This window comes from Caenispirillum bisanense (assembly GCF_900230255.1).
Taxonomy (GTDB): domain Bacteria; phylum Pseudomonadota; class Alphaproteobacteria; order Rhodospirillales; family Rhodospirillaceae; genus Caenispirillum; species Caenispirillum bisanense_A.
Window position 1 is genome coordinate 64,706 of the sequence record NZ_OCNJ01000014.1, and the last position, 22,526, is coordinate 87,231.

The 22,526-nt window shown below is 71.6% G+C and carries 15 protein-coding genes and 1 other RNA gene; 9 read left to right on the forward strand and 7 right to left on the reverse strand.

The features are described 5' to 3' along the window. Positions 1 to 74: 74 nt before the first annotated feature. The gene (locus tag CRP50_RS22180; RefSeq protein WP_097281389.1) at positions 75 to 962 is read left to right on the forward strand and encodes an NAD(P)H-binding protein; all 888 of its coding nucleotides are present in this window, start codon (positions 75 to 77) and stop codon (positions 960 to 962) included. Here the strand turns inward: CRP50_RS22180 and CRP50_RS22185 are convergent. Then, positions 955 to 2,310 carry a PLP-dependent aminotransferase family protein gene (locus CRP50_RS22185; protein WP_097281390.1) on the reverse strand — a complete coding sequence of 452 codons (1,356 nt, stop codon included), beginning with the start codon at positions 2,308 to 2,310 and terminating at the stop codon, positions 955 to 957. The two genes, CRP50_RS22180 and CRP50_RS22185, sit on opposite strands and share 8 nt — an antisense overlap. A gap of 155 nt (positions 2,311 to 2,465) precedes the next feature. Between CRP50_RS22185 and gcvA the strand changes: the two genes are divergently transcribed. After that, positions 2,466 to 3,362, forward strand: a complete 897-nt coding sequence (gene gcvA / locus CRP50_RS22190) for a transcriptional regulator GcvA (protein ID WP_097281391.1) — start codon at positions 2,466 to 2,468, stop codon at positions 3,360 to 3,362. A gap of 31 nt (positions 3,363 to 3,393) precedes the next feature. Here gcvA and CRP50_RS22195 read toward each other — a convergent pair whose 3' ends face one another. Continuing rightward, the gene (locus tag CRP50_RS22195) at positions 3,394 to 4,446 is read right to left on the reverse strand and encodes a 2Fe-2S iron-sulfur cluster-binding protein (protein WP_097281392.1); all 1,053 of its coding nucleotides are present in this window, start codon (positions 4,444 to 4,446) and stop codon (positions 3,394 to 3,396) included. An 85-nt stretch (positions 4,447 to 4,531) separates the two neighbouring features. Further along, positions 4,532 to 5,557, reverse strand: a complete 1,026-nt coding sequence (locus tag CRP50_RS22200; protein ID WP_097281393.1) for a diiron oxygenase — start codon at positions 5,555 to 5,557, stop codon at positions 4,532 to 4,534. A 342-nt stretch (positions 5,558 to 5,899) separates the two neighbouring features. Between CRP50_RS22200 and CRP50_RS22205 the strand changes: the two genes are divergently transcribed. Both CRP50_RS22205 and CRP50_RS22210 read left to right on the forward strand, forming a co-directional pair. Continuing rightward, positions 5,900 to 6,841 (forward strand): PaaX family transcriptional regulator C-terminal domain-containing protein, encoded by a 942-nt coding sequence (locus tag CRP50_RS22205; protein ID WP_176525308.1) that lies wholly within the window; start codon positions 5,900 to 5,902, stop codon positions 6,839 to 6,841. 89 nt (positions 6,842 to 6,930) lie between these two features. Continuing rightward, entirely contained in the window at positions 6,931 to 12,120 is a 5,190-nt protein-coding gene (locus tag CRP50_RS22210) for a RecQ family ATP-dependent DNA helicase (RefSeq protein WP_101614051.1), read from the forward strand. 33 nt (positions 12,121 to 12,153) lie between these two features. Here CRP50_RS22210 and CRP50_RS22215 read toward each other — a convergent pair whose 3' ends face one another. After that, positions 12,154 to 13,092: a LysR family transcriptional regulator gene (locus CRP50_RS22215; RefSeq protein ID WP_097281396.1), complete on the reverse strand. Its 939-nt coding sequence runs from the start codon at positions 13,090 to 13,092 to the stop codon at positions 12,154 to 12,156. A gap of 180 nt (positions 13,093 to 13,272) precedes the next feature. Here CRP50_RS22215 and CRP50_RS22220 point away from each other — a divergent pair, with 180 nt between their 5' ends. From CRP50_RS22220 to CRP50_RS22240, 5 genes are read left to right on the forward strand one after another with little or no spacing between them, the layout of a single operon-like run. Beyond that, positions 13,273 to 14,301, forward strand: a complete 1,029-nt coding sequence (locus CRP50_RS22220) for a tripartite tricarboxylate transporter substrate binding protein (RefSeq protein WP_097281414.1) — start codon at positions 13,273 to 13,275, stop codon at positions 14,299 to 14,301. 18 nt (positions 14,302 to 14,319) lie between these two features. Further along, the gene (locus tag CRP50_RS22225; protein ID WP_097281397.1) at positions 14,320 to 15,873 is read left to right on the forward strand and encodes a tripartite tricarboxylate transporter permease; all 1,554 of its coding nucleotides are present in this window, start codon (positions 14,320 to 14,322) and stop codon (positions 15,871 to 15,873) included. Next, on the forward strand, positions 15,863 to 16,333 hold the full coding sequence (locus CRP50_RS22230) for a tripartite tricarboxylate transporter TctB family protein (protein ID WP_097281398.1): 471 nt from the start codon (positions 15,863 to 15,865) through the stop codon (positions 16,331 to 16,333). Before CRP50_RS22225 ends, CRP50_RS22230 begins: the two co-directional genes overlap by 11 nt. Positions 16,334 to 16,345: 12 nt before the next feature. Continuing rightward, on the forward strand, positions 16,346 to 17,515 hold the full coding sequence (locus tag CRP50_RS22235; RefSeq protein WP_097281399.1) for a mandelate racemase/muconate lactonizing enzyme family protein: 1,170 nt from the start codon (positions 16,346 to 16,348) through the stop codon (positions 17,513 to 17,515). Between the two features lie 25 nt (positions 17,516 to 17,540). Continuing rightward, on the forward strand, positions 17,541 to 18,602 hold the full coding sequence (locus CRP50_RS22240; protein WP_097281400.1) for a tartrate dehydrogenase: 1,062 nt from the start codon (positions 17,541 to 17,543) through the stop codon (positions 18,600 to 18,602). A 41-nt stretch (positions 18,603 to 18,643) separates the two neighbouring features. Here CRP50_RS22240 and CRP50_RS22245 read toward each other — a convergent pair whose 3' ends face one another. From CRP50_RS22245 to CRP50_RS22255, 3 genes are all read right to left on the reverse strand, one after another. After that, complete coding sequence (locus tag CRP50_RS22245; protein WP_097281401.1) at positions 18,644 to 21,235, reverse strand: AMP-binding protein; 2,592 nt, start codon at positions 21,233 to 21,235, stop codon at positions 18,644 to 18,646. Positions 21,236 to 21,336: 101 nt separating this feature from the next. Then, positions 21,337 to 21,746: RNase P RNA component class A (rnpB, locus tag CRP50_RS22250), an RNA gene on the reverse strand. A 35-nt stretch (positions 21,747 to 21,781) separates the two neighbouring features. Then, positions 21,782 to 22,525 carry an N-acetylmuramoyl-L-alanine amidase gene (locus tag CRP50_RS22255; RefSeq protein WP_097281402.1) on the reverse strand — a complete coding sequence of 248 codons (744 nt, stop codon included), beginning with the start codon at positions 22,523 to 22,525 and terminating at the stop codon, positions 21,782 to 21,784. Position 22,526 lies beyond the last annotated feature (1 nt).

The following is a 22,526-nucleotide window of genomic DNA, read 5'->3' on the forward strand; positions in this document are numbered from 1 at the left end:
AAATATGTGCGTACTTACGCCAACAGAACTGCGCTGCTAGAGCTGGAGGATCACCGTTGAGAGGAGGACCCGCCATGTTCGCCATCATGGGAGCCACCGGCCAGACCGGCCGTGCCGCCGTCGCCCACCTGCGCCGCAGCGGCCAGCCGGTGCGCGCCATCAGCCGCGATGCCCGCCGCGCCGCCGCCCTGTTCGGGCCGGAGGTGGACATCGCCGCCGCCGACCCGACCGACCCCGCCGCGCTCGCCGCCGCCTTCTCGGGCGCCTGGGGCGTGTATGCCATGCTGCCGCCGCTGCCCGGTTCCGACGACGTGGTGGGCGACTGCGCCGCCATGGCGCGGGCGGTGGCGGAGGCGGTGCGCCGCTCCGGCGTGCGGCGGGTGGTCGCCCTGTCGTCGGGCGGGGCGCACCTGCCGGCCGGCAGCGGTGTCGTGCGCACCCTGCACGACTTCGAGGCCGCCCTGCGCCACACCGACGCCGACGTCGCCTTCCTGCGCGCCGCCGACTTCCTCGACAACTGGGCGCCCATGGTGGCCGCCGCGCCGGCCTCGGGCGTGCTGCCGAGCGCCCGCATGCCGCTCGACGCTCCCATGGAGACTGTGTCGGCCGAGGACGTCGGACGCACCGCGGCGGAGCTGCTGGTGGAGGACTGGCGCGGCATGCGCATCGTCGACCTGCTCGGTCCGCAGGAGGTGACGCCGCAGGACGTCGCCGCCGCCGTGGCCGTGCTGTCCGGGCGCCCGGTGCGGGCGGTGCCGCTGCCGCCGGACTCCCTGGTGCCGGCGCTGCTGGAGGCCGGCGCGGGGTCCGATTACCCCCGCCTGCTGGCGCAGCTCTACGACGGGCTCAACGACGGCCGGGTCGGCTTCGACGCCGCCGCCGACGAACGGCGGCGCGGCACCGTCACCCTGCTCCAGGCGGTGCGCCGCATGCTGCAGCCGGCACCGGCGGGGGTCACATGAGGGCGGGCTCGCGGGCGCTCGCGGCCTCGGCCACCGCCTCCAGCGCCTGCGCCAGCGCCGCCTGCGTCGGCACGCTGCCGAGGCACAGGCGCACGCCGGCGATCATCTCCGGCGCGAGCACGGTGGCGCCCGGCGGCGTCACCCGCACGCCCCGTTCCAGGCTGCGGCGGGTGAGGCGCTCGGCCGCTTCCATGTCGGGCAGGTCGAGCCACACATGCAGGCTGAGCGGATGATCGGCCGGCACGAACCGCGGCAGCAGGCGATGGGCCAGCGCGAGCCGCTCCGCCGTCTCGCGCCGCAGCAGGGCCGTCAGGTCGCCGGCGGTGCCGTCGGCCATGAGCTGTTCCAGCACCGCGCCGGCCAGCACCGGCCCGGTGAGGGTGGTGGAGGCGACCACGTGCTCGACCCGCGGCATCACCGCCGCCGGCACCCGCAGGAACCCGAGCCGCAGCGCCGGGCCGATCACCTTGGACAGGCCGCCGACCCACAGCACCCGCTCCGGCGCCAGGGCCGCCAGGGGCGGCAGGGCGCGGTCGGTGAGGGGGGCGTAGACGTCGTCCTCGACGATCCACAGGTCGTGGCGGCGGCACAGGGCGACGATCTCCTGCCGGCGCGCCAGTCCCATGACCCGGCCGGTCGGCACCTGCGGTCCTGGCGTCAGGTAGAGCAGCCGCGCGCCGGTGCGGCGGATGGCTTCCGCGAGGCCGTCGGGCGTCACGCCCTCGTGGTCCATGGGCACGGCCGAAAGCCGCAGGCGGGCGTGGCCGGCGATGTTGAACATGCAGCCGTAGACGGCGCTTTCCGCCAGCAGCACGTCGTCGGGGCGGGCGAGGGCGGCGAGCGCCAGCGACAGGGCATGCTGCGCCCCGTGGCACAGCAGGACGTCCTCGGCACGGGTGTCGAGCCGGTGGTCGGTGATCCACTCGGCGGCGGCGCGGCGGTGGCCGGGCCAGCCGGCGGGCAGGGGGTAGGACGCCAAGCCGCCGGCCGCGATGCCCTCCGCCGCCGCCGCCATGGCCGCCGCCACCTGACGAGCGGCGAGGCCGGGCGGGGCATAGTTGAGCGACAGGTCGATGGGCCCCTCGGGCGCCGCCGGCGCCGCGGCCACGTACATGCCGCTGCCACGCCGGCCGCTCACAAGGCCGCGGCGCTGCAGCAGGGCATAGGCGCGCGTCACCGTCCCGACCGCGACGCCGATGTCGGCGGCGAGGTCGCGGTGGGCCGGCAGCCGCTCGCCCGCGGCCAATCGCCCGGCCGTGATGTCGGCGGCGATGGCCTGCGCAAGGCGGTCGGCCAGCGGCGCGTCACCCTCGGGGACGAAGGGGCGCCAGGACGCTTTCGGACGCATGCAGCCTCCATGTGTACCGGGACACTTACAAGTGTATCGAGACTCAAATGTGATTGACGAGCGACGCAAGACCCAGTCAGCCTGTCGGTAATATCACGATCCGACCGAAGTGTCTCCCTCCCCCGCGTGTGACGACTGAACCGGACGACCCGCCCATGGCCTACCGACTTCCGCCGCTCAACTCGCTCCGCCTGTTCGAGGCGGCCGGCCGCCACCTGAGCTTCAAGCAGGCCGCGGAGGAGCTTTGCGTCACGCCGAGCGCCGTCAGCCACGGCATCCAGACCCTGGAGGACTGGCTGGGCGTGGCGCTGTTCGTGCGCGGCAACCGCTCCATCAGCCTCACCGCCGCCGGCCGCGCCTACCTGCCGCAGGTGCGCGAGGCGCTGAGCCGCCTCGCCAGCGCCAGCGAGAGCGTGCCGGGCCGCCGCACGGCGCGGGGCGGGCGGCTGCACGTCAGTGTCGCCACCAGCTTCGGCCTGCGCTGGCTGATCCCGCGGCTGCCGCGCTTCAACGCCCGCCATCCCGACATCGAGGTGATGCTCGACACCTCCCGCGGCGCCGCCGAACTGCCGGGCGACGGCATCGACCTCGCCATCCGGCGCGGCACCGGCGAATGGCGGCGCATAGATGCGGTGTGCCTGGCGGTGGAGGATCTGGTGCCCGTCTGCGCCCCCGACGTGGCGCGGCGCATTCACGACGCCGGCGACCTGGCGCGCACGTCGCTGCTGCACGTGGTGGGGCTGGACGAGGACTGGGACGCCTGGGCGGCGCTGGCCGGGCTCGACGGGCTCGATACGGCGCGCGGTCAGCGCTTCGACACCATCCACATGGCGCTGGAGGCGGCGGCGCAGGGGCTGGGGGTTGCCGTCGGGCGGCTGCCGCTGGTGTCGGCCGACATCGCGGCGGGGCGGCTGGTGCCGGTGCTCGGTCCGCCGCGGCCGGGGCGGGCGGGCTACTGGCTGCTCGCCGATCCGCTGGCGCTGACGCGGCCGCATGTGGCCGCCTTCCGCCGGTGGATCATCGGCGAACTGGCGGCGCAGCGGGCGGCCTGAAAGGCACCACCCGCCGGCCGCCGGCGCAGGGTCAGGAGGCGATGAGCCGTTCCTGGTTCGGCGTCTCGGGAATGACCTGGGAATAGAACCCCTCGGTGTGCAGCCGGTCTTCCGGCAGGCCGAGGGCGCGCACCGCCGCCGTGCAATCCTCAACGAAGCCGGGGCTGCCGGCGATGTAGACGCTGTGGCGCGACAGATCCGGGTAGAGCGTCGGCAGCAGCGCCGGGATGCGCCCCGACAGGCCGCCGGGGTTGGGCTCACCGGTCAGCGTGTACTTGAAGTCGAAATTGCGGAAGCGCGCCTTCAGGTAGGCGAACAGGCCTTCCTCGTAGACGTCGGCGCGGGTGCGGGCGGAAAACAGGATGGTCGCCGGCTGGCGGAAGCCGCCGCGCAGGAAGGCCGCCGAGGCGAGCGAGGTGATGGGCGCGAGGCCCGAGCCAGACGCCAGGCACAGCACCGGCGTATCGGCGGCGGGATCGCCGATGAAGGTGCCGTAGGGGCCGTTGATGGCGACCGTCTGGCCGGCCTTCAGCTCGTCGTGGATCCACATGCTGGTGGCGCCGCCTTCGACGCGCGTCACCTGCAGCACGATCTCGTTCTCGCGGTTGGGAATGCCGGCGATGGAATAGCAGCGTTCCGGCCGGCCGCGGCTCTTGTCGCCGAGGGTGACGTACTGCCCCGGCCAGTAGCGCAGGGGCTCGCCCAGCGGTCGCAGGCGCAGCTCGACGATGGAGGGGGTGCGGGCGATCTTGTCAGTCACCACGCAATAGACGTTCTCGCGCGGCGGGAACAGCTTGGGCTGGCCGTCGGCGGTGCCGAACTCGATCTCCAGCACGTCGCTGATGGGCTTGGCCATGCACATGAGGCCGTAGCCGGCGGCGCGATCCTCCTCGCCCAGCGCCATGTCCATGACGAGACCCTGGTCGAAGGTGCCCGACAGCACCTTGCAGCGGCATTCGCCGCAGGCCCCGGCGCGGCAGTTGTTGGGCAGGGCATAGCCGTGGCGTTCCAGGGTGGCGAGGACGGTGTCGCCCTCGTCGACGGCGAGGTCCTTGCCCGACGGCTGGAGGCGGATGATCTTCATGGCAACATCTCTCGATACGGCCGGCGGAGGCGCCGCGCAGGGGCACCTCCGCCGGTGTCGTTGTCGTTGACCTGGCGCGGCGCGATCAGAAGACGGGGATGATGTCTTCCATCTCGACGTCGGTGATCTCCTTGCCCGAGATGCCCACTTCCGGGATGGCGGGGAAGGGGATGTCGTAGCGGTCGAGCACGCCCTTGAGGTTCAGGATGGCCTTGCGCCAGTTCTCCTTCTTCGCCTCGTACTCGGGCACCGCGAAGCCGGCCTGGCGGCACACCGCCTCGCCCTCGCGCTGGTTGTCGATGAAGTCGGCGGGCAGGTCCCAGAACTCCATCGGCGGCTCGAACAGCACGGCCGAGAGGAACAGGTAGCCGGCGCGCACCTGCTTGGTGATGGTGTCGCGGTCGGTGAGGTCGAGCTGCGGATAGTCGCGTTCCATCAGGGCCATGCAGATGGCCATGTGGCGGCCCTCGTCGCGGCCGATGTTGCGGAAGGCTTCGCGGAAGACCAGTTCCTGCGAACCGTCGGCCATCTGCTTGAAGATGGTGGCGGCGGCCACCTCGCCCATGAGGAAGGAGCTGAACAGGACCGCCAGGCTGTACTTCGGCACCGCCTTCTTGTAGCCCTCCCAGTAGCGGCTGCCATTGTAGTACAGCCAGTGGGCGTTCTTCTGCAGGCGCTTGCCGAGTTCGGTCTTCGGCTCGTAGGTCAGCGGGTCGGGGTGTTCCAGCAGCTTGGTGATGGCGAGGCCGCACATCTGCTCGTGGTTCTGCTCGTCACGGGTGACCGAGAAGAAGCAGCGGCGCACCGGGTCTTCCTCGTGGACCTCGTAGGTCTTGATGAGCGCTTCGGCGAACACCGGCGGGGCGGAGGCGTCGAACACCGACAGCAGCGTCCACCAGTAGGCGATGGCCTCGCGTTCCTCCCACGAGTACTTGGTGACGTCGAAGGTGTCCCACGGCAGCTTCTTCGGGTCCCACACCTCGCGCTGGGCGGCGTCCCACACCTCTTCCATCTTCTTGGTCTGGGCCTGCCAGCTCAGCGGGAAGACGTTGGGCTGCACCGCCGCGGGCGGAAACTCCATCTTGTCGGCGAACCGTTCCTTGCTGGACATGTCTCGCGAACTCCCTAGTGCCGTTTTGTTGTGTCTTTGCCCGGGCGGCGTAACGCGTCGCCCGGGATGCGGGCCTGCGCGACCCTCTCCGGCCGCGCCCGTTCTCCCGACGTGGGTGAACGGTAACGTATGTCAGAATTCGCCGCAATCGTGATTTTCTGTAATACGTCGTCGGAATATCCGCCTAAAACAGTTGGAAATAGCCGTAACGGCTTGTATTACAACAGGGCGGCCTTGCGGTGATGCGGCCGTCTCAGCCCAAAGATTTCCGCGGGCTTGATCGGGCGCGGCGGGCGGGGGATGATCCGGGCGACCCGGGCGGACAGACAGGAGAGCGACCCCATGGACGAGGCGCGCGCGCCGGCCCATTCGATGCAGACCCTGGTGCGCGGCCTGACCGCCCGCCGGCCGCCGCGCGCCGGCAGCCTCATCGTCACGGTGTTCGGCGACGTGGTGATGCCGCGCGGCGGGCTGATCGCCACCCAGAGCATCCTCGACGTGCTCGGCCTGCTCGGGCTGACGCCGGGGCTGGTGCGCACCGCCCTGTCGCGCCTGACGTCGGACGGCATGTTCGAGCGCAGCCGCGCCGGCCGCCACAGCTTCTACCGCCTGTCCGACGAGGCCTGGGCGCGCTACGAGGACGCCTCGGCGGTGATCTACGCCGACGCCCGCCCGGCGTGGGACGGCGGCTGGCTGGTGGTGATGCTGGTCGACGGCCCGGCGGCGTCGACGGGTGCGGCCGACGGCGACGAGTCGCTGCGCCGCGGCCTGACCGACCTGGGCTTCGCCAAGGCCGGCCCCGCCCTCTACCTGCGCCCCGCCAACCTGGGGCAGGCGGAGCGGCGGCGGCTCGACGTGCTGCTGGACGACCGGCCGGCGCTGCTGGTGGACGGCCGCGGCGGCGCCATTCCCGCCGGTTTCAAGGCGACGGTGGAAGGCACCTGGGGCCTCGCCGACCTGGCGCGCGGCTACGACCAGTTCGCCCGCCGCTACGGCCCGCTGGCGACCGCGCTCGACCGCGGCGCTCCGCTCGACGACGCCGAGGCCCTGAGCCTGCGCATCCTGGTCATCCACGATTACCGCCTGCTGGTCCTGAAGGACCCCCGCCTGCCGCCCGAGATCCTGCCGGCCGGCTGGCAGGGCGAGGCGTCGCGGCTGCTCTGCCGCGACCTCTACCGCCGCGTCTATGCGGCCTCGGAGCGCTGGGTCGACGCCCACTGCACCGGCGACCACGGCCCCCTGCCGCCGCCCGGCGGGCTGGTGCTGGAGCGCTTCGGGGGGTAGGGCGGCGGGGTGTGCAGTGCTGTGCGGCGTGCCGGTCTCTGGTACACTTGCGCATGGTACCGTGAAACCGATCCGTGTGAATGCCCGCAATGTCGCACCAGGATGCCCTCGCCCTGTCCGCCGATCCCACCGCCGGTGCGGCCTTGCAGGGGGTGATGCTGCTCGACATCGAGGCCGAGCGGCAAAGCGGGCGGGTCCATTGCGTCGGCGTCGTGCTCGACGGCCGGCCGTGGCGGTGGGACGGCGGACAGGGGCTCGCGGCCGGGCTGGCGCGGCACTACGGGACCGCGGCGGCGGTGGCCGGGCACAACGTCATCGCCCATGATCTGCCGTTGCTGGCGGCGACGCTGGGGCAGGCGCCGCCGGCCGCTCTGCCGGTGCTCGACACGCTGATCCTGTCGCCGCTGTCGCACCCGCAGAACCCGTACCACCGGCTCATCAAGGACTACAAGCTGGTGCGCGAGGCGGTGAACGACCCGGTGGCCGATGCCCGCCTTGCTGGCCGCGCCCTGATGCTGGAGGTGCAGGCTTTCGCCGCCATGGCACCCGAGCGGACGGGCTTCTACGCCTGGTGCCTGCGCCATGCCCGCTTCGCCGGAGGCGTCTCCGGCGCCGGCATGGCCGACCTGCTGGAGCGCACGGGCGCACGGCCGCCGGCGACGGCGGGCGAGGCCGCCGACGTCTTCGGCCGGCTGGTTGACGGCCGCATCTGCCGGTCGGTCGGTCCCGCCGTGGTGCAGGCGCTGGTGACCGATCCAGACCGGCTGCTCGGGCTTGCCTACCTGACGGCGTGGATCGGCGTGACCGAACACGGCGACAGCGTCATCCCGCCGTGGGTGGTGCGCTCCATTCCTGCCGTGCGGGACATGGTGCGGGCCTTGCGCGACACGCCCTGCGACGATGCCGCCTGCACCTATTGCCGCAGCCATCACGACGCCGTTCCGCTGCTGCGCCGGACCTTCGGCTTCGACGCCTACCGCGCCGAGCCGGCAGCGCCCGACGGCGGCAGCCTGCAACAGCGCATCGTCGAGGCGGGCCTGCGCGACCGGCCGCTGCTGGCGATCCTGCCGACCGGCGGCGGCAAGTCGCTGTGCTTCCAGGTGCCGGCGCTGGCTCGCTATGCCCGGCGGGGCGTGCTGACGGTGGTGGTCTCGCCCTTGCAGGCGCTCATGCGCGATCAGGTGGAGAATCTGGAACGGAAGACCGGCGCGACCTGCGCGGCGGCGCTGTCGGGCATGCTGACGCCGCCGGAACGTGCCGAGACGCTGCAGCGCGTGCGCCTCGGGTCCGTCGGGCTGCTCTACATCTCGCCGGAGCAGCTGCGCAACCGCTCGACCGTGCGGGCCATCCTGTCGCGCGAGATCGGCGCCTGGGTGTTCGACGAGGCGCACTGCCTGTCCAAATGGGGCCACGACTTCCGGCCCGACTACCTCTATGCCGTGCGGTTCATAAAGGAACAGGCGCCGGCCCCCGTGACCTGCGTCACCGCCACGGCCAAGCGCGAGGTGGTGGACGAGATCCGCACCATCCTGCACGACACCCTGGGCCAGGATCTTGCGGTGCTGCCGGGCGGTGTGCGGCGGTCCAACCTGGCGTGGTCGGTACATGACGTCACGGGGCAGGACAAGCTGCCGCTGCTGCGCGATCTGCTGGCGACCCACCTGGACCCCGAGGACGAGGCCGCCTGCGCCGTCGTCTACGGCCGCACGCGGGGACGGGTGGAGGAGCTGGCGACGGCCTTGCAGGCGTCCGGCCTTGCCGCCGACTTCTTCCACGCCGGCCGCTCCGCGCGCGACAAGGCGCGGCTGCTCGACGATTTCACTGCCGGGGCGGTGCGTGTGATCTGCGCCACCAACGCCTTCGGCATGGGCATCGACAAGGACAGCGTGCGCCTCGTCGTACACGCCGACATTCCGGGATCCCTGGAAAACTACTTGCAGGAGGCAGGGCGGGCCGGCCGCGACGGGCAGCCGGCCCATTGCGCCTTGCTGTACGACGACCGCGACGTCGAGGCGCAGTTCCGCCTGACCGCCTATTCCGAGGTGGGGCACAAGGAAATCACGCGCCTGCTGCGCGCCCTGCGGCACCTGGCGCGGCGGTTGAACAGCCGTCGGGTGGTGACGACCCCCGGTGAACTGGGCGACGATGACGACGCTGCTGACCGCGCCGCCAGCGGGCCGGCGCAGATCGACACCAAGGTCAAGACCGGCATCGCCTGGCTGGAACGGTCGGAGCTGTTGCGGCGGGAGGAGAACGACACCCGCGTCTTCGCCGGCCGCCCGCTGGTCGGCAGCGTGCAGGAGGCGGACCGCCGGCTGGCCGGACTGGCCCTGCCGCCGGCGCTGCATCGCTGCTGGGCCGCCGTCTACCGCACCCTCGTCTCTGCCGCCGGCATGCCGGGCGACGAGGAGGAAACCCTGTCCACCGACGCCCTCTGCACCCTCGGCCCGGTGAAGGCGCTGGGGCTGGCGCCGGAAAACCTGTCCCATGCGGTCATGAGCATCCTGCACGGCATGGAGGACGCCGGGCTGGTGGAAGCGGGCACGGCGCTGTCGGCCCTGGTCAAGCCCATCGGACTGCGGGCGGACTTCGATGCAGTCGTGCGGTTGGAGCGCGCCATGCTCGACCTGTTCCGCGAGGCGGAACCCGAGGCCGAGGGCAGGCCCATCCATGTGGGCCTGCGTCATCTCGCCCAGCGGCTGCGCGACGCCGGGCACCCCTGCGAGCCCGATCTGCTGCGGCGGTTGCTCAAGGGGCTCGACCACGGGCACCACCAGTTCGATGGTCGGCACGTTCAAGTGCGGGTGCACGCGCTCGGCGTCGGACACTGGCGCGTAAACCCCTATGGCACCTGGAGCGAAGTCCTCGCCACGGTCCATCGCCGGCAGGCGGTGTGCGGCGCGGTCATCGACCAGCTCATCGCGCTGACGCGCGGCGAGGGCGGCCGGGCGGCGCAGGCGGTGGTGCGCTTCACCATTCCCAAGCTGGCGGCGCCCCTCAAGCAGGACCTGACGCTGACGGCGGCCGCCGGCGACCTGGCGCAGGAGGTGGAAACGGCCCTGATGGTGCTGCACGGCTGGCGCCTCATCACCTTGCAGCAGGGGCTGGCGGTGTTCCGTCAGGCCATGACCCTCGACCTCATCGCCGACCCGCGGCGGCGGTTCACCAATGCCGATTACGCGCCGCTCGCCCAGCATTACCAGGGGCGCGTGTTCCAGGTTCACGTCATGGCGGAATACGCCCGCCTGGGCCTCGGCGACGTGCAGCGGGCGGAGGCTTTTGCCGCCGACTACTTCGCCCTCGACGCGCGGGGGTTCGAGGCCCGCTATCTGCAAGGCCGCGAAGCCGACTTCCGCCGGCCGCTGACGCCGGAAGACTATGCCCGCATCGTCACTTCGCTGAAGAACCGGGCGCAGGAGGACATCGTGACGGCGCCGGCCGAGGCCAACCTGCTGGTGCTCGCCGGGCCAGGGTCGGGCAAGTCGCGGGTGATCGTCCACCGCGCCGCGTGGCTGATGAAGGGCCTGCGGGTGCTGCCGCGGTCGCTGCTGGTGCTGTGCTACAACCGCGCCGCCGCCGTCGACCTGCGCCGCCGCCTGCGGGCGCTGGTGGGCGACGAGGCGGCGCTGGTGGACGTGTTCACCTACCACGGGCTCGCCATGCGGCTGCTCGGCGCCTCCTTCGCCCGCGACGGCGGCAACGGGGCGGAGGTGCTGGAAGAGCGCCTGCGCACGGTGATCCCCGACGTCACGGCGCTGCTCGAAGGACGCGCGAGCCTGCCCGGCCTTGATCCGGCCGAGGTGCGCGACCGCCTGCTGGCGCGCTATCGCACCATCCTCATCGACGAATACCAGGACATCGACGGCGACCAGTACGCCCTGGTGTCCGCCATCGCCGGCCGCACCGAGGAAGACCAGGACGCCCGGATCGCCCTCATGGCGGTGGGCGACGACGACCAGGCCATCTACGGCTTCCGCAAGGCGAGCGTCGAATACATCCGCCGGTTCGAGGCGGACTATGGCGCCAGACGCCACTACCTGACCGAAAACTATCGCTCCACCCGTGCCGTCGTCACGGCGGCCAATGCCCTCGTGGCCCTCAACACCGACCGCATGAAGACCGACCGCCACATCGAGGTCGACCGCGCCCGCCGCCGCGAGCCGCTCGGCGGGCGCTGGGAGGCGCTCGATCCGCTGGGCCAGGGGCGGGTGCAGGGCCTGCTGGTGGCCGATGCCCGGACGCAGGCGGCGGCGGCGCTGGGCGAGATCCGCCGGCTGCGGGCGCTGGACCCGGCGACGCCGTGGGGCGCCTTCGCCGTGCTGTCGCCGACCCACCGGGAGCTGACCCGCCTGCGCGCCCTGTGCGACGCCGAGGGGGTGCCGGTGGCGCCGCTGTCGGAGGCCGCCGAGCGGGTCTTCGCGCTCCCGCGCCTGCGCGAGGTGGACCGGCTGTTGAATGCTTTGAACGGCGGGCCCGACGTGGCGCTGTCCGATCTGGCCCGGTTGCGGTGCGGCGGGCGGTGGGGTCCGGTGGTCGATGCCCTGCTCGCGGACCTCGCCGCTGCCGCCCCGGCGTCCGGGCTGCTGCCGGTGTCGCTGGCGCGCGAGGTGGCGTGGGATTGCCTCGGCCAGATGCGGCGCGACCGGCCGGCGGGCGACGGCATCGTGCTCGCCACCCTGCATGGCGCCAAGGGGCTGGAGTTCCCCCATGTCCTTCTGCTCGACGGCGATCGCGCCGGTGTCGGCGCCGGCGCCGCGGTGGAGGAGGACCGGCGGCTGGTCTATGTCGGGATGACGCGCGCCGAGCAGACGTTGACCCTGCTGGCCCGCGACGATGCGGCGCATCCCCGCTTCCGCGAGGTTGCGCCGCATCTGCTGGTGCGGCGGCCGGCGGTGGCCACACCGGGGCCGGCGGTGGATCGCGAGGTGGCGCTGATCGGCCTCGACGACCTGTTCCTCGACTGGGCGGGGCGGCGGCCGGCCGATGCGCTGGCGCATGCGGCCCTGCGCGGCCTGCAGCCGGGGGCGCCGCTGGCGCTCGTGTGGTCGGAGGGCAGCAGGGGGCTGCTGCGTACCGCCGCCGGGGTGACGGTCGCCGTGCTGTCGGCCAAGGGCAATGCGCTGTGGCGGCCGCGCGCCGGGCGGCTCGACCGAATCACGGTGCATGCCGTCACCGTCCGCACCGCGGCCGACTGTGGCGAGGACTGGCGCGACCCCCTGTGCTGCGCCGGGTGGGAGGTTCCGGTGGCCGAGGTTTGGTGGCACGGCACGGCCGGATGAGTCCTCGGACCGGCCCGCGGCCCGCTCGGCCTCTCAGCTGCTCGGCAATGCCGGTGCCGGTTCCGAGTGCCGCGCGGCTGGTGCGGCCAGCAACTCCCAGAAGGCCTCCGCCGCCGGGGCCAGGCGGTCGCGGGGGCGGAAGACGCGGACCTCGAGGGGGATCCGCCAGGTCTCGCCCGGAACGGCGGCGAGGCGGCCGGCGGCGAGGTCGTCGCCGACCAGGCTCCGCGGCAGCCATGCCAGCCCCTTGCCGTCGCGCACCATGGGGCGCAGCACCACCGACAGGTGCGAGGTGAAATGCCGCGCCAGATGCGGCGGGCGCGCCAGCCCCGCCAGCCGCCGCGTCACCGCCCGCCCGAGCGCCGAGGCGTCGGAGTAGGCGAGGTAGGGTGTCGGCGCCTCGGCCCCGCCCGGCAGCCACGCGCGCGCGTCCACCAGGGCCGGCGCGACGCAGGGCACCAGCTCGTCGGTCCCCACCTGCACCGACAGGAAATGCGCCGGGTCCAGGCGGTCGGGCTCGGCCGGGTCGGCGTGGCACAGCAGGAACTGGCATTGCCCGGCCAGCAGTGCCTGCTCGCAGGCCAGCATGGTGTCGCTGTCCAGGCGGATGGGGAAGGGCCGGCCGGCATCCTCCAGCGCCCGGATCCAGGCCGGGAAGAAGGTCAGCGACAGGCTGTGCGTCGCGGCGATGTGCAGGGTGGCGCCGGCGCCCGCCTCGGCGGCGCGGGCCTGCTCGCGCGCCTGATGCAGGCGCCGCAGGATGCCTTCCGCCGCCGGCAGCAGGGCCTGGCCGGCGGGCGTCGGGCGGATGGGCTGGGCGGTGCGGTCGAACAGGGTGGCGCCGGTCCAGTCCTCCAGCGCCTTGATGTGGCGGCTGAAGGCTGGCTGGGTCAGGTTCCGCTGTTCCGCCGCGCGAGAGAAATTGCCGACTTCACACAGGGTGACGAAGTCTTCCAGCCAGCCCAGTTCCATCGTCGGCCAAACTCCATGACGCACCGCCGGAACGGCCGTCCTCGAAAGGGGTAGATGCCGATCCGGCATTACTTGATGCGATCTTGGCATTCGCGGACCGGTCGGTCCAGCACCTACACTCTACCCCGCCAAGAAAGGGCCCGCGGCGGCCAACGCCGGGGCGACAACATGGAGGACACGATGGCAACGTTCCGCAAGATCCTGGGCGCCGCAGGCGTCTCGGCCCTGATGCTGGCGGCCGGTCCGGCCTTCGCCGAGTACCCGGAAAAGTCCGTCACCTACATCATCCCCTTCGGCCCGGGCGGCGAGTCCGACATCACCGCCCGCATGCAGCAGGAATTTTTCCCGAAGTACGCCAACGGCCAGGACGTGGTGATCCAGTACAAGCCCGGCGGCGGCGGCAGCCAGGCCTGGGCGCAGCTCAACGACATGCCGGCCGACGGCTACACCATCATGGGCGCCAACGTGCCCCACACCCTCCTGCAGCCGATGATCGCCGACGCCGGCTACAAGACCGACGATCTGGCGGTGGTGCACTACTTCCACTACACGCCCGACGCCATCGTCGTGTCCAAGGACAGCGAGTTCGAGACGCTGCAGGACCTGATCGACTACGCCAAGGAAAACCCGGGCGCCGTCACCTTCGCCGGCTCCGGCTCCAACTCGGCCAACCACCTGATGCAGCAGCAGCTCGACAAGCTGGCCGGCATCACCACCACCTACGTGCCGTTCAAGGGCACGGGTGCTGCCGTGCAGGCCATCATGGGCAACCAGACGACGGCCGGCGCCACCTATTCCACGGTCGGCGTGAACTATCCCGAGACCCGCACGCTCGCGGTCGCCGCCGACGAACGGCTGCCGAGCCTGCCCGACGTGCCGACCTTCAAGGAAGCCGGCATCGACTGGACCGGCGGCGCCTACCGCGGCGTGGCGGTGCCGGCCGAAACCCCCGACGACATCAAGCGCAAGGTGTCGGAGATCATCTCCGCCATCAACGCCGACCCCGACTTCCGCCGCAAGATGGAAGAGGGCGGCTTCGTGCTGACCCCCATCGACATGGACGCCATGCCCGAGTTCCTGGCCGAGCAGAAGGCCAAGTACCGCGGCATCGCCGAGGAGATGGGCCTGGTCGAGCCCGGCCAGGGCCAGAGCCAGGCGCAGGCGGACGACGCTTCCGCCGGCCAGGCTACTCAGTCCCAGACGCAGTAATCCGGGACGGCCGCGCTCATGGACAGGCTGCAGTACCTTTTCGACGCGCTGACGCCGTTCAACCTGCTGCTGGCGCTCGCCGGCGTGGTGGCGGGGACGGTGATCGGCGCCCTGCCGGGCCTGTCGGCGACCATGGCGGTGGCGGTGCTCGTGCCCATCACCTTCGCCATGGAGCCGGCGTCCGGGCTCATCATGCTGGGTGCCATCTACACCGGGGCCATCTACGGCGGCGCCTTCGCCGCCATCCTGGTGAACACGCCGGGAACGCCGTCGGCCATCGCCACCACCTTCGACGGCTTCCCCATGGCCAAGCGCGGCGACGGCGACCTGGCGGTGACGCTGGCGGCGCTCGCCTCGGTGTGCGGCGGCATGGTGGGGGCGGTGGCGCTGCTGCTGCTCGCCCCGCCGCTGGCGCGGGTGTCGCTCGCCTTCGGGCCGGTGGAATACTTCTGGCTCGCCATGCTGGGCCTGACGCTCATCGCCGCGCTGTCGGAAGGCGACCTGCTGAAGGGGCTGATCGGCGCCTGCTTCGGGCTGCTCCTGTCCATGGTCGGTGTCGCGGTGGTCGGCGGCGACGTGCGCTTCACCTTGGGCTCGCCTTACCTCATCGGCGGGATCGAGGTGGTCTCGGCCCTCATCGGCCTCTACTGCATTCCCGTGCTGCTCGACATGGTGGGCACGCCGGAGGCCCATCTGAAGGTGAGCACGGCGCCGCGCGGCTTCCGCCTGAAGGAGGCGCTCGGCATCTCGTGGCGCTACAAGTTCAACCTGCTGCGCTCGTCGGTCATCGGCACCTTCGTCGGCATCCTGCCGGGCGCCGGCGGCTCCATCGCCGGGCTGGTGGCCTATTCCGAGGCGCGGCGCAGTTCCAAGCGGTCGCGCCACTTCGGCACCGGCGAGCCGGAAGGCGTCATGGCGACGGAGGCGGCCAACAACGCCACCGTCGGCGGCGGCTTCATCCCGACGCTGGTGCTCGGCATCCCCGGCACGCCGCCCGACGCGGTGATCCTGGGGGCGCTGCTGGTGCAGGGCATCCGCACCGGGTCGAGCCTGTTCACCGAGCAGGCGGCCATTTCCTACACCTTCATCTTCGGGCTGCTCATCGCGACCGTGCTCATGCTGCCGACGGGGCTGCTCATCGGCCGCTACGCCTACAAGAGCATCGTGACGCTGCCCAAGGCGATCCTGGTGCCGACCATCGCCTTCATGACCGTCATCGGCAGCTACGCCATCCAGAACAGCGCCGTCGACGTGGTCATCATGTTCGTGCTGGGCATCGTCGGCTGGGTGCTGGCGCGCTACGGCTTCAAGCCGTCGCCCATCGTGCTCGGCCTGGTGCTCGGGCAGATCGCCGAGCAGGGCTTCGTGCAGGGCTGGCTCATCGGCTCGGCCACCGACAACCGGCTGGGCATGTACTTCGGCCGCCCTATCAGCATGGCGATCATCGCCTTCATCGTGCTGTCGCTGTTCTGGCCGCTGGTGGCGAGCCGCTTCAAGATCGGCGGCAAGACAGGCGGTGGGGCGCCCGCGCCCGACGCCCCCCGCAAGGAGAAACCGGCCCATGTCGACTGACACCGCGAAGCGCCATCCCCACGACGTCGGCGGCATCGTCTTCGGCCTGCTGTTCATCGGCCTCGGCGTCTGGGTGATCCTGGAGACGGCGGGCATGAGCCGCCTCGGCTCGGTGTTCCCGCGCTCCATCGCCGGCGCCATGATCGTGTTCTCCACCCTCATGGTGGTCACCCGCCTGATCCGCCCGCGCGGGCACGAGACGCCGACGGGCGGCTCGCCCCGGCGCTGGGGTGCCTTCATCGCCGTCATGGCCGTCTGGGTGCTGCTGCTCGGCCTCGTCGGTTTCTTCGTCACCAGCCTGATTGCCTTCCTGGCGCTCATGCTGGTCGCCCAGCACGACCCGTGGACGCCGCGCCGCGCCGTCGTGCTGACGATCGCGGGCGTGGTGATCGTCGGCGCCTTCCAGGTGCTGTTCACCGAAGCCCTCAACGTCCCCCTGCCCACCGGGCTCCTGTTCTGACCAGAGAGAACAATGAAGATCGTCGACATCCGCGAGACGACCGCCTCCATCGCCTCGCCCATCGCCAACGCCTACATCGACTTCAGCAAGATGACGTGCAGCGTCGTCGCCGTGGTGACCGACGTTGTCCGTGACGGCAAGCCGGTGGTCGGCTACGGCTTCAACTCCAACGGCCGCTACGGCCAGGGGCCGCTGCTGCGCGACCGCTTCATCCCGCGCCTGAAGGAGGCCGATCCCGACAGCCTGATCGACGCCGAGCACGGCACCATCGACCCCTTCGCCGTCTGGCGCACCCTCATGACCAACGAGAAGCCGGGCGGCCACGGCGAGCGCTCCGTCGCCGTCGGGGTGATCGACATGGCGGTGTGGGACGCGGTGGCGAAGATCGCCGAAAAGCCGCTCTACCGCCTGCTGGCGGAGCGCTTCGGCGAGGGCGCGCCCGACGAGCGGGTGTGGGTCTATGCTGCCGGCGGCTACTACTACCCCGACAAAGGCCTGTCGGCGCTGCAGGACGAGCTGAAGAGCTACCTCGACCGCGGCTACCGCGAGGTCAAGATGAAGATCGGCGCCGTGCCGCTGGCCGAGGACCTGAAGCGCATCGAGGCGGCGCTGGCGGTGGTGGACGGCGACGGCGCCCGGCTCTGCGTCGACGCCAACGGCCGCTTCGACACGGCGACCGCGCTCGCCTATGCCGACGCCATGGCTCCCTACGGGCTCAAGTGGTACGAGGAGGCGGGCGACCCGCTCGACTACGCCCTGCAGGCGGAGGTTTCGGCGCGCTACCCCGGCGCCATGGCGACGGGCGAGAACCTGTTCTCCATGCAGGACGCCCGCAACCTGATCCGCTACGGCGGCATGAACCCCGAGACCGACTGGCTGCAGTTCGACTGCGCCCTGTCCTACGGTCTGGTGGAATACCTGCGCACCCTGCAGATGCTGAAGGACAACGGCTGGTCCAGCCGGCGCGTGGTGCCGCACGGCGGCCACCAGCTGTCGCTCAACATCGCCGCCGGCCTGCACCTCGGCGGCAACGAGAGCTATCCCGACGTCTTCCAGCCCTTCGGCGGCTTCGCCGACGGTACCCCCGTCGAAGACGGGTATGTCGGCCTGCCCGACGTGCCGGGCATCGGGTTCGAGGCCAAGGCGGCGCTCTACGCCGTCATGAAGCCGCTGGGCGAATGAGAACCGAGAAAAGGAGAGCGAGAGCGTGACGAAGACCTACAAGATCGCGGTCATTCCCGGCGACGGCATCGGCAAGGAAGTGGTGCCGGAGGGCATCCGCGTGCTGGAGGCCGTGGGCGCCAAGTTCGACATCGCCTTCCAGTGGGACGAGAAGGACTGGAGCTGCGAACGCTGGCAGGCCACGGGCCGCATGATGCCGGAAGACGCGCTGGAGGGCATCCGCGGCCACGACGGCATCTTCCTCGGCGCCGTCGGCTGGCCGACCGTGCCCGACCACGTCTCCCTCTGGGGCCTGCTGATCCCCATCCGCCGCGAGTTCCGGCAGTATGTGAACCTGCGCCCGGTGCGCCTGTTCGAGGGCGTGCGCTCGCCGCTGGCCGACCGCGCGCCGGGCGACATCGACTTCATGATCGTGCGCGAGAACAACGAGGGCGAATATTCCGAGATGGGCGGCCGCCTCAACAAGGGCACGCCCGACGAGGTGGTGATCCAGGAGAACATCTTCACCCGCAAGGGCGTCGATCGCGTGCTGCGCTATGCCTTCGACCTGGCGCAGAGCCGGCCGAAGAAGCACCTGACCAGCGCCACCAAGTCCAACGGCATCATCCACACCATGCCGTTCTGGGACGAGTGCTTCGCCGCCATGGCCAAGGACTACCCGGACATCCGCACCGACCAGTTCCACATCGACATCTTGACGGCGCACTTCGTGCAGCACCCGGACTGGTTCGACGTGGTGGTCGGCTCCAACCTGTTCGGCGACATCCTGTCCGACCTCGGGCCGGCGGTCACCGGCACCATCGGTATCGCGCCCTCGGCCAACCTCAACCCCGAGCGCGAGTTTCCGAGCATGTTCGAGCCGGTGCACGGTTCGGCGCCGGACATCGCCGGCCAGGGCATCGCCAACCCCATCGGCCAGATCTGGTCGGGCGCCATGATGCTCGACCACCTGGGCCACCCCGAGGCGGCGCGCGCCATCGTCGCCGCTATCGAGCGGTTGCTGGCGGAAAAGGGGCCGCGCACCCGCGACATGGGCGGTACGGCCGATACGGTGGCGGTCGGCAAGGCGCTCGCCGATCTGATCTGATCCGAACGAAACCGGCCCCGGCATCGCGCGGGGGCCGGTTTTCATTCGGCGGGGGCGAAGGACGGTCCCGCCACCGGCCGGCGGGCGGCGCGCAGGCGGGCGAGGGCGCGCAGCAGGGCGTCCTGCACCCGGTGCGCGACGAGGCCGAGGGCGACGCCGGTGGCGATCACCGCCACGGTCACGGGCGGCCCGGCGATGTCCTCGCCGAATGCGGCGCGCAGCAGGTCGGGCGCGAGGCCGTGGAACAGGTAGATGTGATAGCTCGCCACGCCGAAGGGCACGATCAGGGCAAACAGGCGCCGCGGCAGGCGGATGCGCGGCGCAAACAGCAGCACCGACAGCACCGGGATCTGCAGCAGGAACTTCACCCACGACGACGTCCAGTTGCCGCCCGTATAGGCCATGAGCGGCATCACCACCACGGCGGCGGCGAGCAGCAGCCACTTCTGCCGCAGGCTCACGGCGAAGACGGCGCACCAGCCGAAGGCGGCGAGGTAGAGGTTCCAGTGCAGGGCGAAGATGCGCCGCCAGTCCATGTCCCACACCAGCGGCTGGGCGAGGCGCACGGCCAGGGCGGCCGCCAGGAACCCGAGGCCGAAGCCGAAGGGATCGCGCCGGGCGTAGCGGCGCACGGGCGGGATCGCCATGACGCCGATCCACAGAAGCGTCAACTGCACGAAGGCTTCCACGAACCAGTAGGCGAGCGGCAGCATGGTGTGATGGTCGGGGTCGGCGAAGCCCAGGTTGCCGACCAGGAACACCGACGCCCACGGCACCTGCTGCCAGGCGGCGGAGAACCCGACTACGAGCGCCGCATAGGGCACCAGCAGCGACCCCACCGGGCGCAGCACGCGCGAGAACCGACCCTCCACCAGGGCGTCGTACTGGAAGCGGGCGAGGCTGTAGCCGACCAGCATCATCAGCGCCGCCGCCCCGCCGGGGATCGGCCACAGCGTGGCGTGGTGCACCACCACCAGCAGGGCGGCGAGGGTACGGATCAGCAGGTCGGAGCCGATCTCGCAGCCGCGGCCCGCCGTCTCCTTGCGGCGCAAGGCGGCGAGGCGGCGCACCGGCATGGTCTCCCAGCCGTCGGGAATGTGCCCGAGGGCGCGCTCGAGGCCGATGGAGACCTGCACGTGGCGCAGGGAGTCGCCGCCGAGGCCGACGAAGGTGTCGCCGTCGCCCACCGCCTGCGGGAAGAAGGTCTCGCGGAACAGCGTCGCCACGTCGCTGGCGGCCTGTTCGGCCGGGCGCAGCAGTTCGCCGCGCAGGGTTTCGTAGTCGATCTTGCCGGTGGGCAGGCGGGGCAGGGCGTCGAGCGCCAACGCCCGCACGTGCGCCGCCGGCAGACCGGAGCTCTCCACCAGCAGCCGGCGCACCTCGCACGGCGGCTGGCCGGAGGTATAGGCGGCGAGGATGGTGCGGTCGTCGCCGACCACCGCGCCCTGCACGCCGGCGGCGGCCAGCGCCGCTTCCAGGCCGTCGTGGCCGACGCGGATGCCGGCGATCTTGGACATGCGGCGCAGGCGGCCGACGATGCGATAGAGGCCGTCGGGGTCGCGCTCGGCGAGGTCGCCGGTGCGCAGCTCCGCCAGCTCCGGCCCGCGGGTGAGGTCGGGGCGGTCGTGGGCGTAGCCCATCATGACGTTGGGACCGCGGTAGACCAGTTCGCCCGCCCGGCCGCTGCCGTCGATCTCGGCGCCGCTCTCGTCGACCAGCGCCAGGGCGCCGCCGGGGATGGCGATGCCGATGCGGTCGGCGGCGGCGGGCAGGTGTTCGGGCGGCAGGTAGGCGATGCGCGCCGTCGCTTCGGTCTGGCCGTACATGACGAAGAAGCGCCCGCCGCGCCGGCTCATGTGCAGGTGGTAGCGGCGCACCAGGGCGGGGTCGAGGCGCCCGCCGGCGACGGTCATGGCCCGCAGGTCGGGCAGGGCGGCGTCGCGGAAGCCGATGCGCTCCAGCAGCTCGTAGGAATAGGGGACGCCGGCCATGGTGGTGCAGCGGGCGTCGCGCAGGTCGTCGACGAAGCCGGCGTCGAGGATGAACTTCTCCTGCACCAGCACGCTCGCCCCGACGGCCAGATGGGAGTTCAGCACCGACAGGCCGTAGGAGTAGTGCAGCGGCAGCGCCAGCAGGCCGCGATCGGCGGGCGTCAGGCCGAGGTAGCGGCCGATGCTGGCGGCGTTGCTCTGGACCGCGGCGGCGGACAGGCGCACGGCGCGGCTCTGGCCGGTGCTGCCGGAGGTGGAGAGGAGCAGCGCGAGGTCCGGGTGCAGCGGCGGATCGTCCTCGGCCGCCGCGCCGGTCTCGTCGGTGCGCCAGCGGCCGTCGCGCAGGCGGACGACGTAGTCGGGACGGAAGTCGCGCACGAAGGTGTCGGCGACCCCGGCCTTGCCCGGCGGCAGCAGCGCCACCGCATGACCCCCCTGCAACGCCGCCAGATAGGCGACGACGGCGTGATCGGACAGCCGCGCCTCCACCGCCACCAGGGTCCGCTGCGCGCCGTACCGCGTCGCCTGAACCGCCACCCGCCGTGCCAGATCGGCATAGGTGACGCAGCGCCCGCCGGGAAACACCAGCGCCGGTGCATCGCCGTGGCGGTCGAGGTCGTGGAAGAAGGCGGTGGCGGTCATGGGCGCGGGTCCGTCGGCAGAGCGGCGCGAATGAGAATGCGTCGCAGCACCACCTAGCAGACCGATGTGCCGGTGTAAACCATCATGCGAATTGGGGATTAAGCATCAGTCGGCCTGTAAGCCGGGTTCTGTCCCCACCCCGAGGGGCGGTGGATGGCCATTCATCTGGGACGTCCGTCGCCGGACGCCTCGAGCAACCGACCCGGACGGCGGTGCGGAAACACCTCGCGCCACCTGACCACCCGCGGGCGGGCGGTTTGGCGCGTGCCGTCCCTATTTGGTTTTGCTCCCGGTGGGGTTTACCGTGCCGGTCCCGTTGCCGGGCCCGCGGTGCGCTCTTACCGCACCCTTTCACCCTTGCCGCACGGCGCCCGGAGGCGCGGTGCGGTGGTCTGCTTTCTGTGGCACTTTCCCTAGGGTCGCCCCCGCCGGACGTTATCCGGCACCGTTTTTCCGTGGAGCCCGGACTTTCCTCCCCGGGTTACCCCGGAGCGGCCATCCAGCCGACTGATGCGGCGTCGGATGTAGAGGACTGCGCGCCCGCGGTCAAGCCTCGGTCGCCTGCCGCGGCGTTTCCACCAGATCGCGCAGGGCCTGGATCAGCGCCCAGGTCTCGGCATCGGGCATGCCGGACAGGTCGGCCGGGCGGTAGTGGCGCTGGAAGGCGACGATGGCCTTGCTCGTCGCCTCGTCCAGCGCGCCGGTGCGCGGCACCGCGTAGCCGATGTCGGACAGTGCCGCCTGCACCTCGGCGATGGAGCCCGGCTGCGCCGTCGGCACCGCTTCCGCCGGCACCGGCCACAGGCCGACGCCTTCGGCGGCGAGGCGCTTCCAGTCGAACAGTTCGCCGGGGTCTTCCTTGCGCAGCGGCGCGACGTCGGAATGGCCGACCACGTTGCGCGCCGGGATCGTCGGGTGACGCGCCAGGATGTCGCGGCACAGGCCGATCACCGCCTGGATCTGCGCATCGGGGAAGGGGCGGTAGCCGAACTCGTGGCCCGGGTTGACGATCTCGACGCCGATGGAGCGGCTGTTGATGTCGGTGCGGCCGCGCCAGCTGGAGACGCCGGCGTGCCAGGCCCGGCGGCCTTCCGGCACCAGGCAGTGCAGGGTGCCGTCTTCCTCCACCAGCCAGTGGGCGGAGACGTCGCTGGACTTGTCGCACAGGCGCTTCAGGGCGTCCTGGGCGCTGCGCATGCCGGTGTAGTGCAGCACCAGCATGTCGACGCGCAAACCTTCCGCGCGGGGACCGTGGTTGGGGGAACGGGCGTAGCGCGGCGGCTTGACCATG

Coding starts and splice junctions, on each gene's coding strand:
- CRP50_RS22220 (WP_097281414.1), top strand. CDS start 13,273: ATGGCAACGTTCCGCAAGATCCTGGGCGCCGCAGGCGTCTCGGCCCTG.
- CRP50_RS22200 (WP_097281393.1), bottom strand. CDS start 5,557: ATGTCCAGCAAGGAACGGTTCGCCGACAAGATGGAGTTTCCGCCCGCG.
- gcvA (WP_097281391.1), top strand. CDS start 2,466: ATGGCCTACCGACTTCCGCCGCTCAACTCGCTCCGCCTGTTCGAGGCG.
- CRP50_RS22255 (WP_097281402.1), bottom strand. CDS start 22,525: ATGGTCAAGCCGCCGCGCTACGCCCGTTCCCCCAACCACGGTCCCCGC.
- CRP50_RS22235 (WP_097281399.1), top strand. CDS start 16,346: ATGAAGATCGTCGACATCCGCGAGACGACCGCCTCCATCGCCTCGCCC.
- CRP50_RS22215 (WP_097281396.1), bottom strand. CDS start 13,092: ATGGAACTGGGCTGGCTGGAAGACTTCGTCACCCTGTGTGAAGTCGGC.
- CRP50_RS22210 (WP_101614051.1), top strand. CDS start 6,931: ATGTCGCACCAGGATGCCCTCGCCCTGTCCGCCGATCCCACCGCCGGT.
- CRP50_RS22225 (WP_097281397.1), top strand. CDS start 14,320: ATGGACAGGCTGCAGTACCTTTTCGACGCGCTGACGCCGTTCAACCTG.
- CRP50_RS22180 (WP_097281389.1), top strand. CDS start 75: ATGTTCGCCATCATGGGAGCCACCGGCCAGACCGGCCGTGCCGCCGTC.
- CRP50_RS22195 (WP_097281392.1), bottom strand. CDS start 4,446: ATGAAGATCATCCGCCTCCAGCCGTCGGGCAAGGACCTCGCCGTCGAC.
- CRP50_RS22185 (WP_097281390.1), bottom strand. CDS start 2,310: ATGCGTCCGAAAGCGTCCTGGCGCCCCTTCGTCCCCGAGGGTGACGCG.
- CRP50_RS22230 (WP_097281398.1), top strand. CDS start 15,863: ATGTCGACTGACACCGCGAAGCGCCATCCCCACGACGTCGGCGGCATC.
- CRP50_RS22205 (WP_176525308.1), top strand. CDS start 5,900: ATGGACGAGGCGCGCGCGCCGGCCCATTCGATGCAGACCCTGGTGCGC.
- CRP50_RS22245 (WP_097281401.1), bottom strand. CDS start 21,235: ATGACCGCCACCGCCTTCTTCCACGACCTCGACCGCCACGGCGATGCA.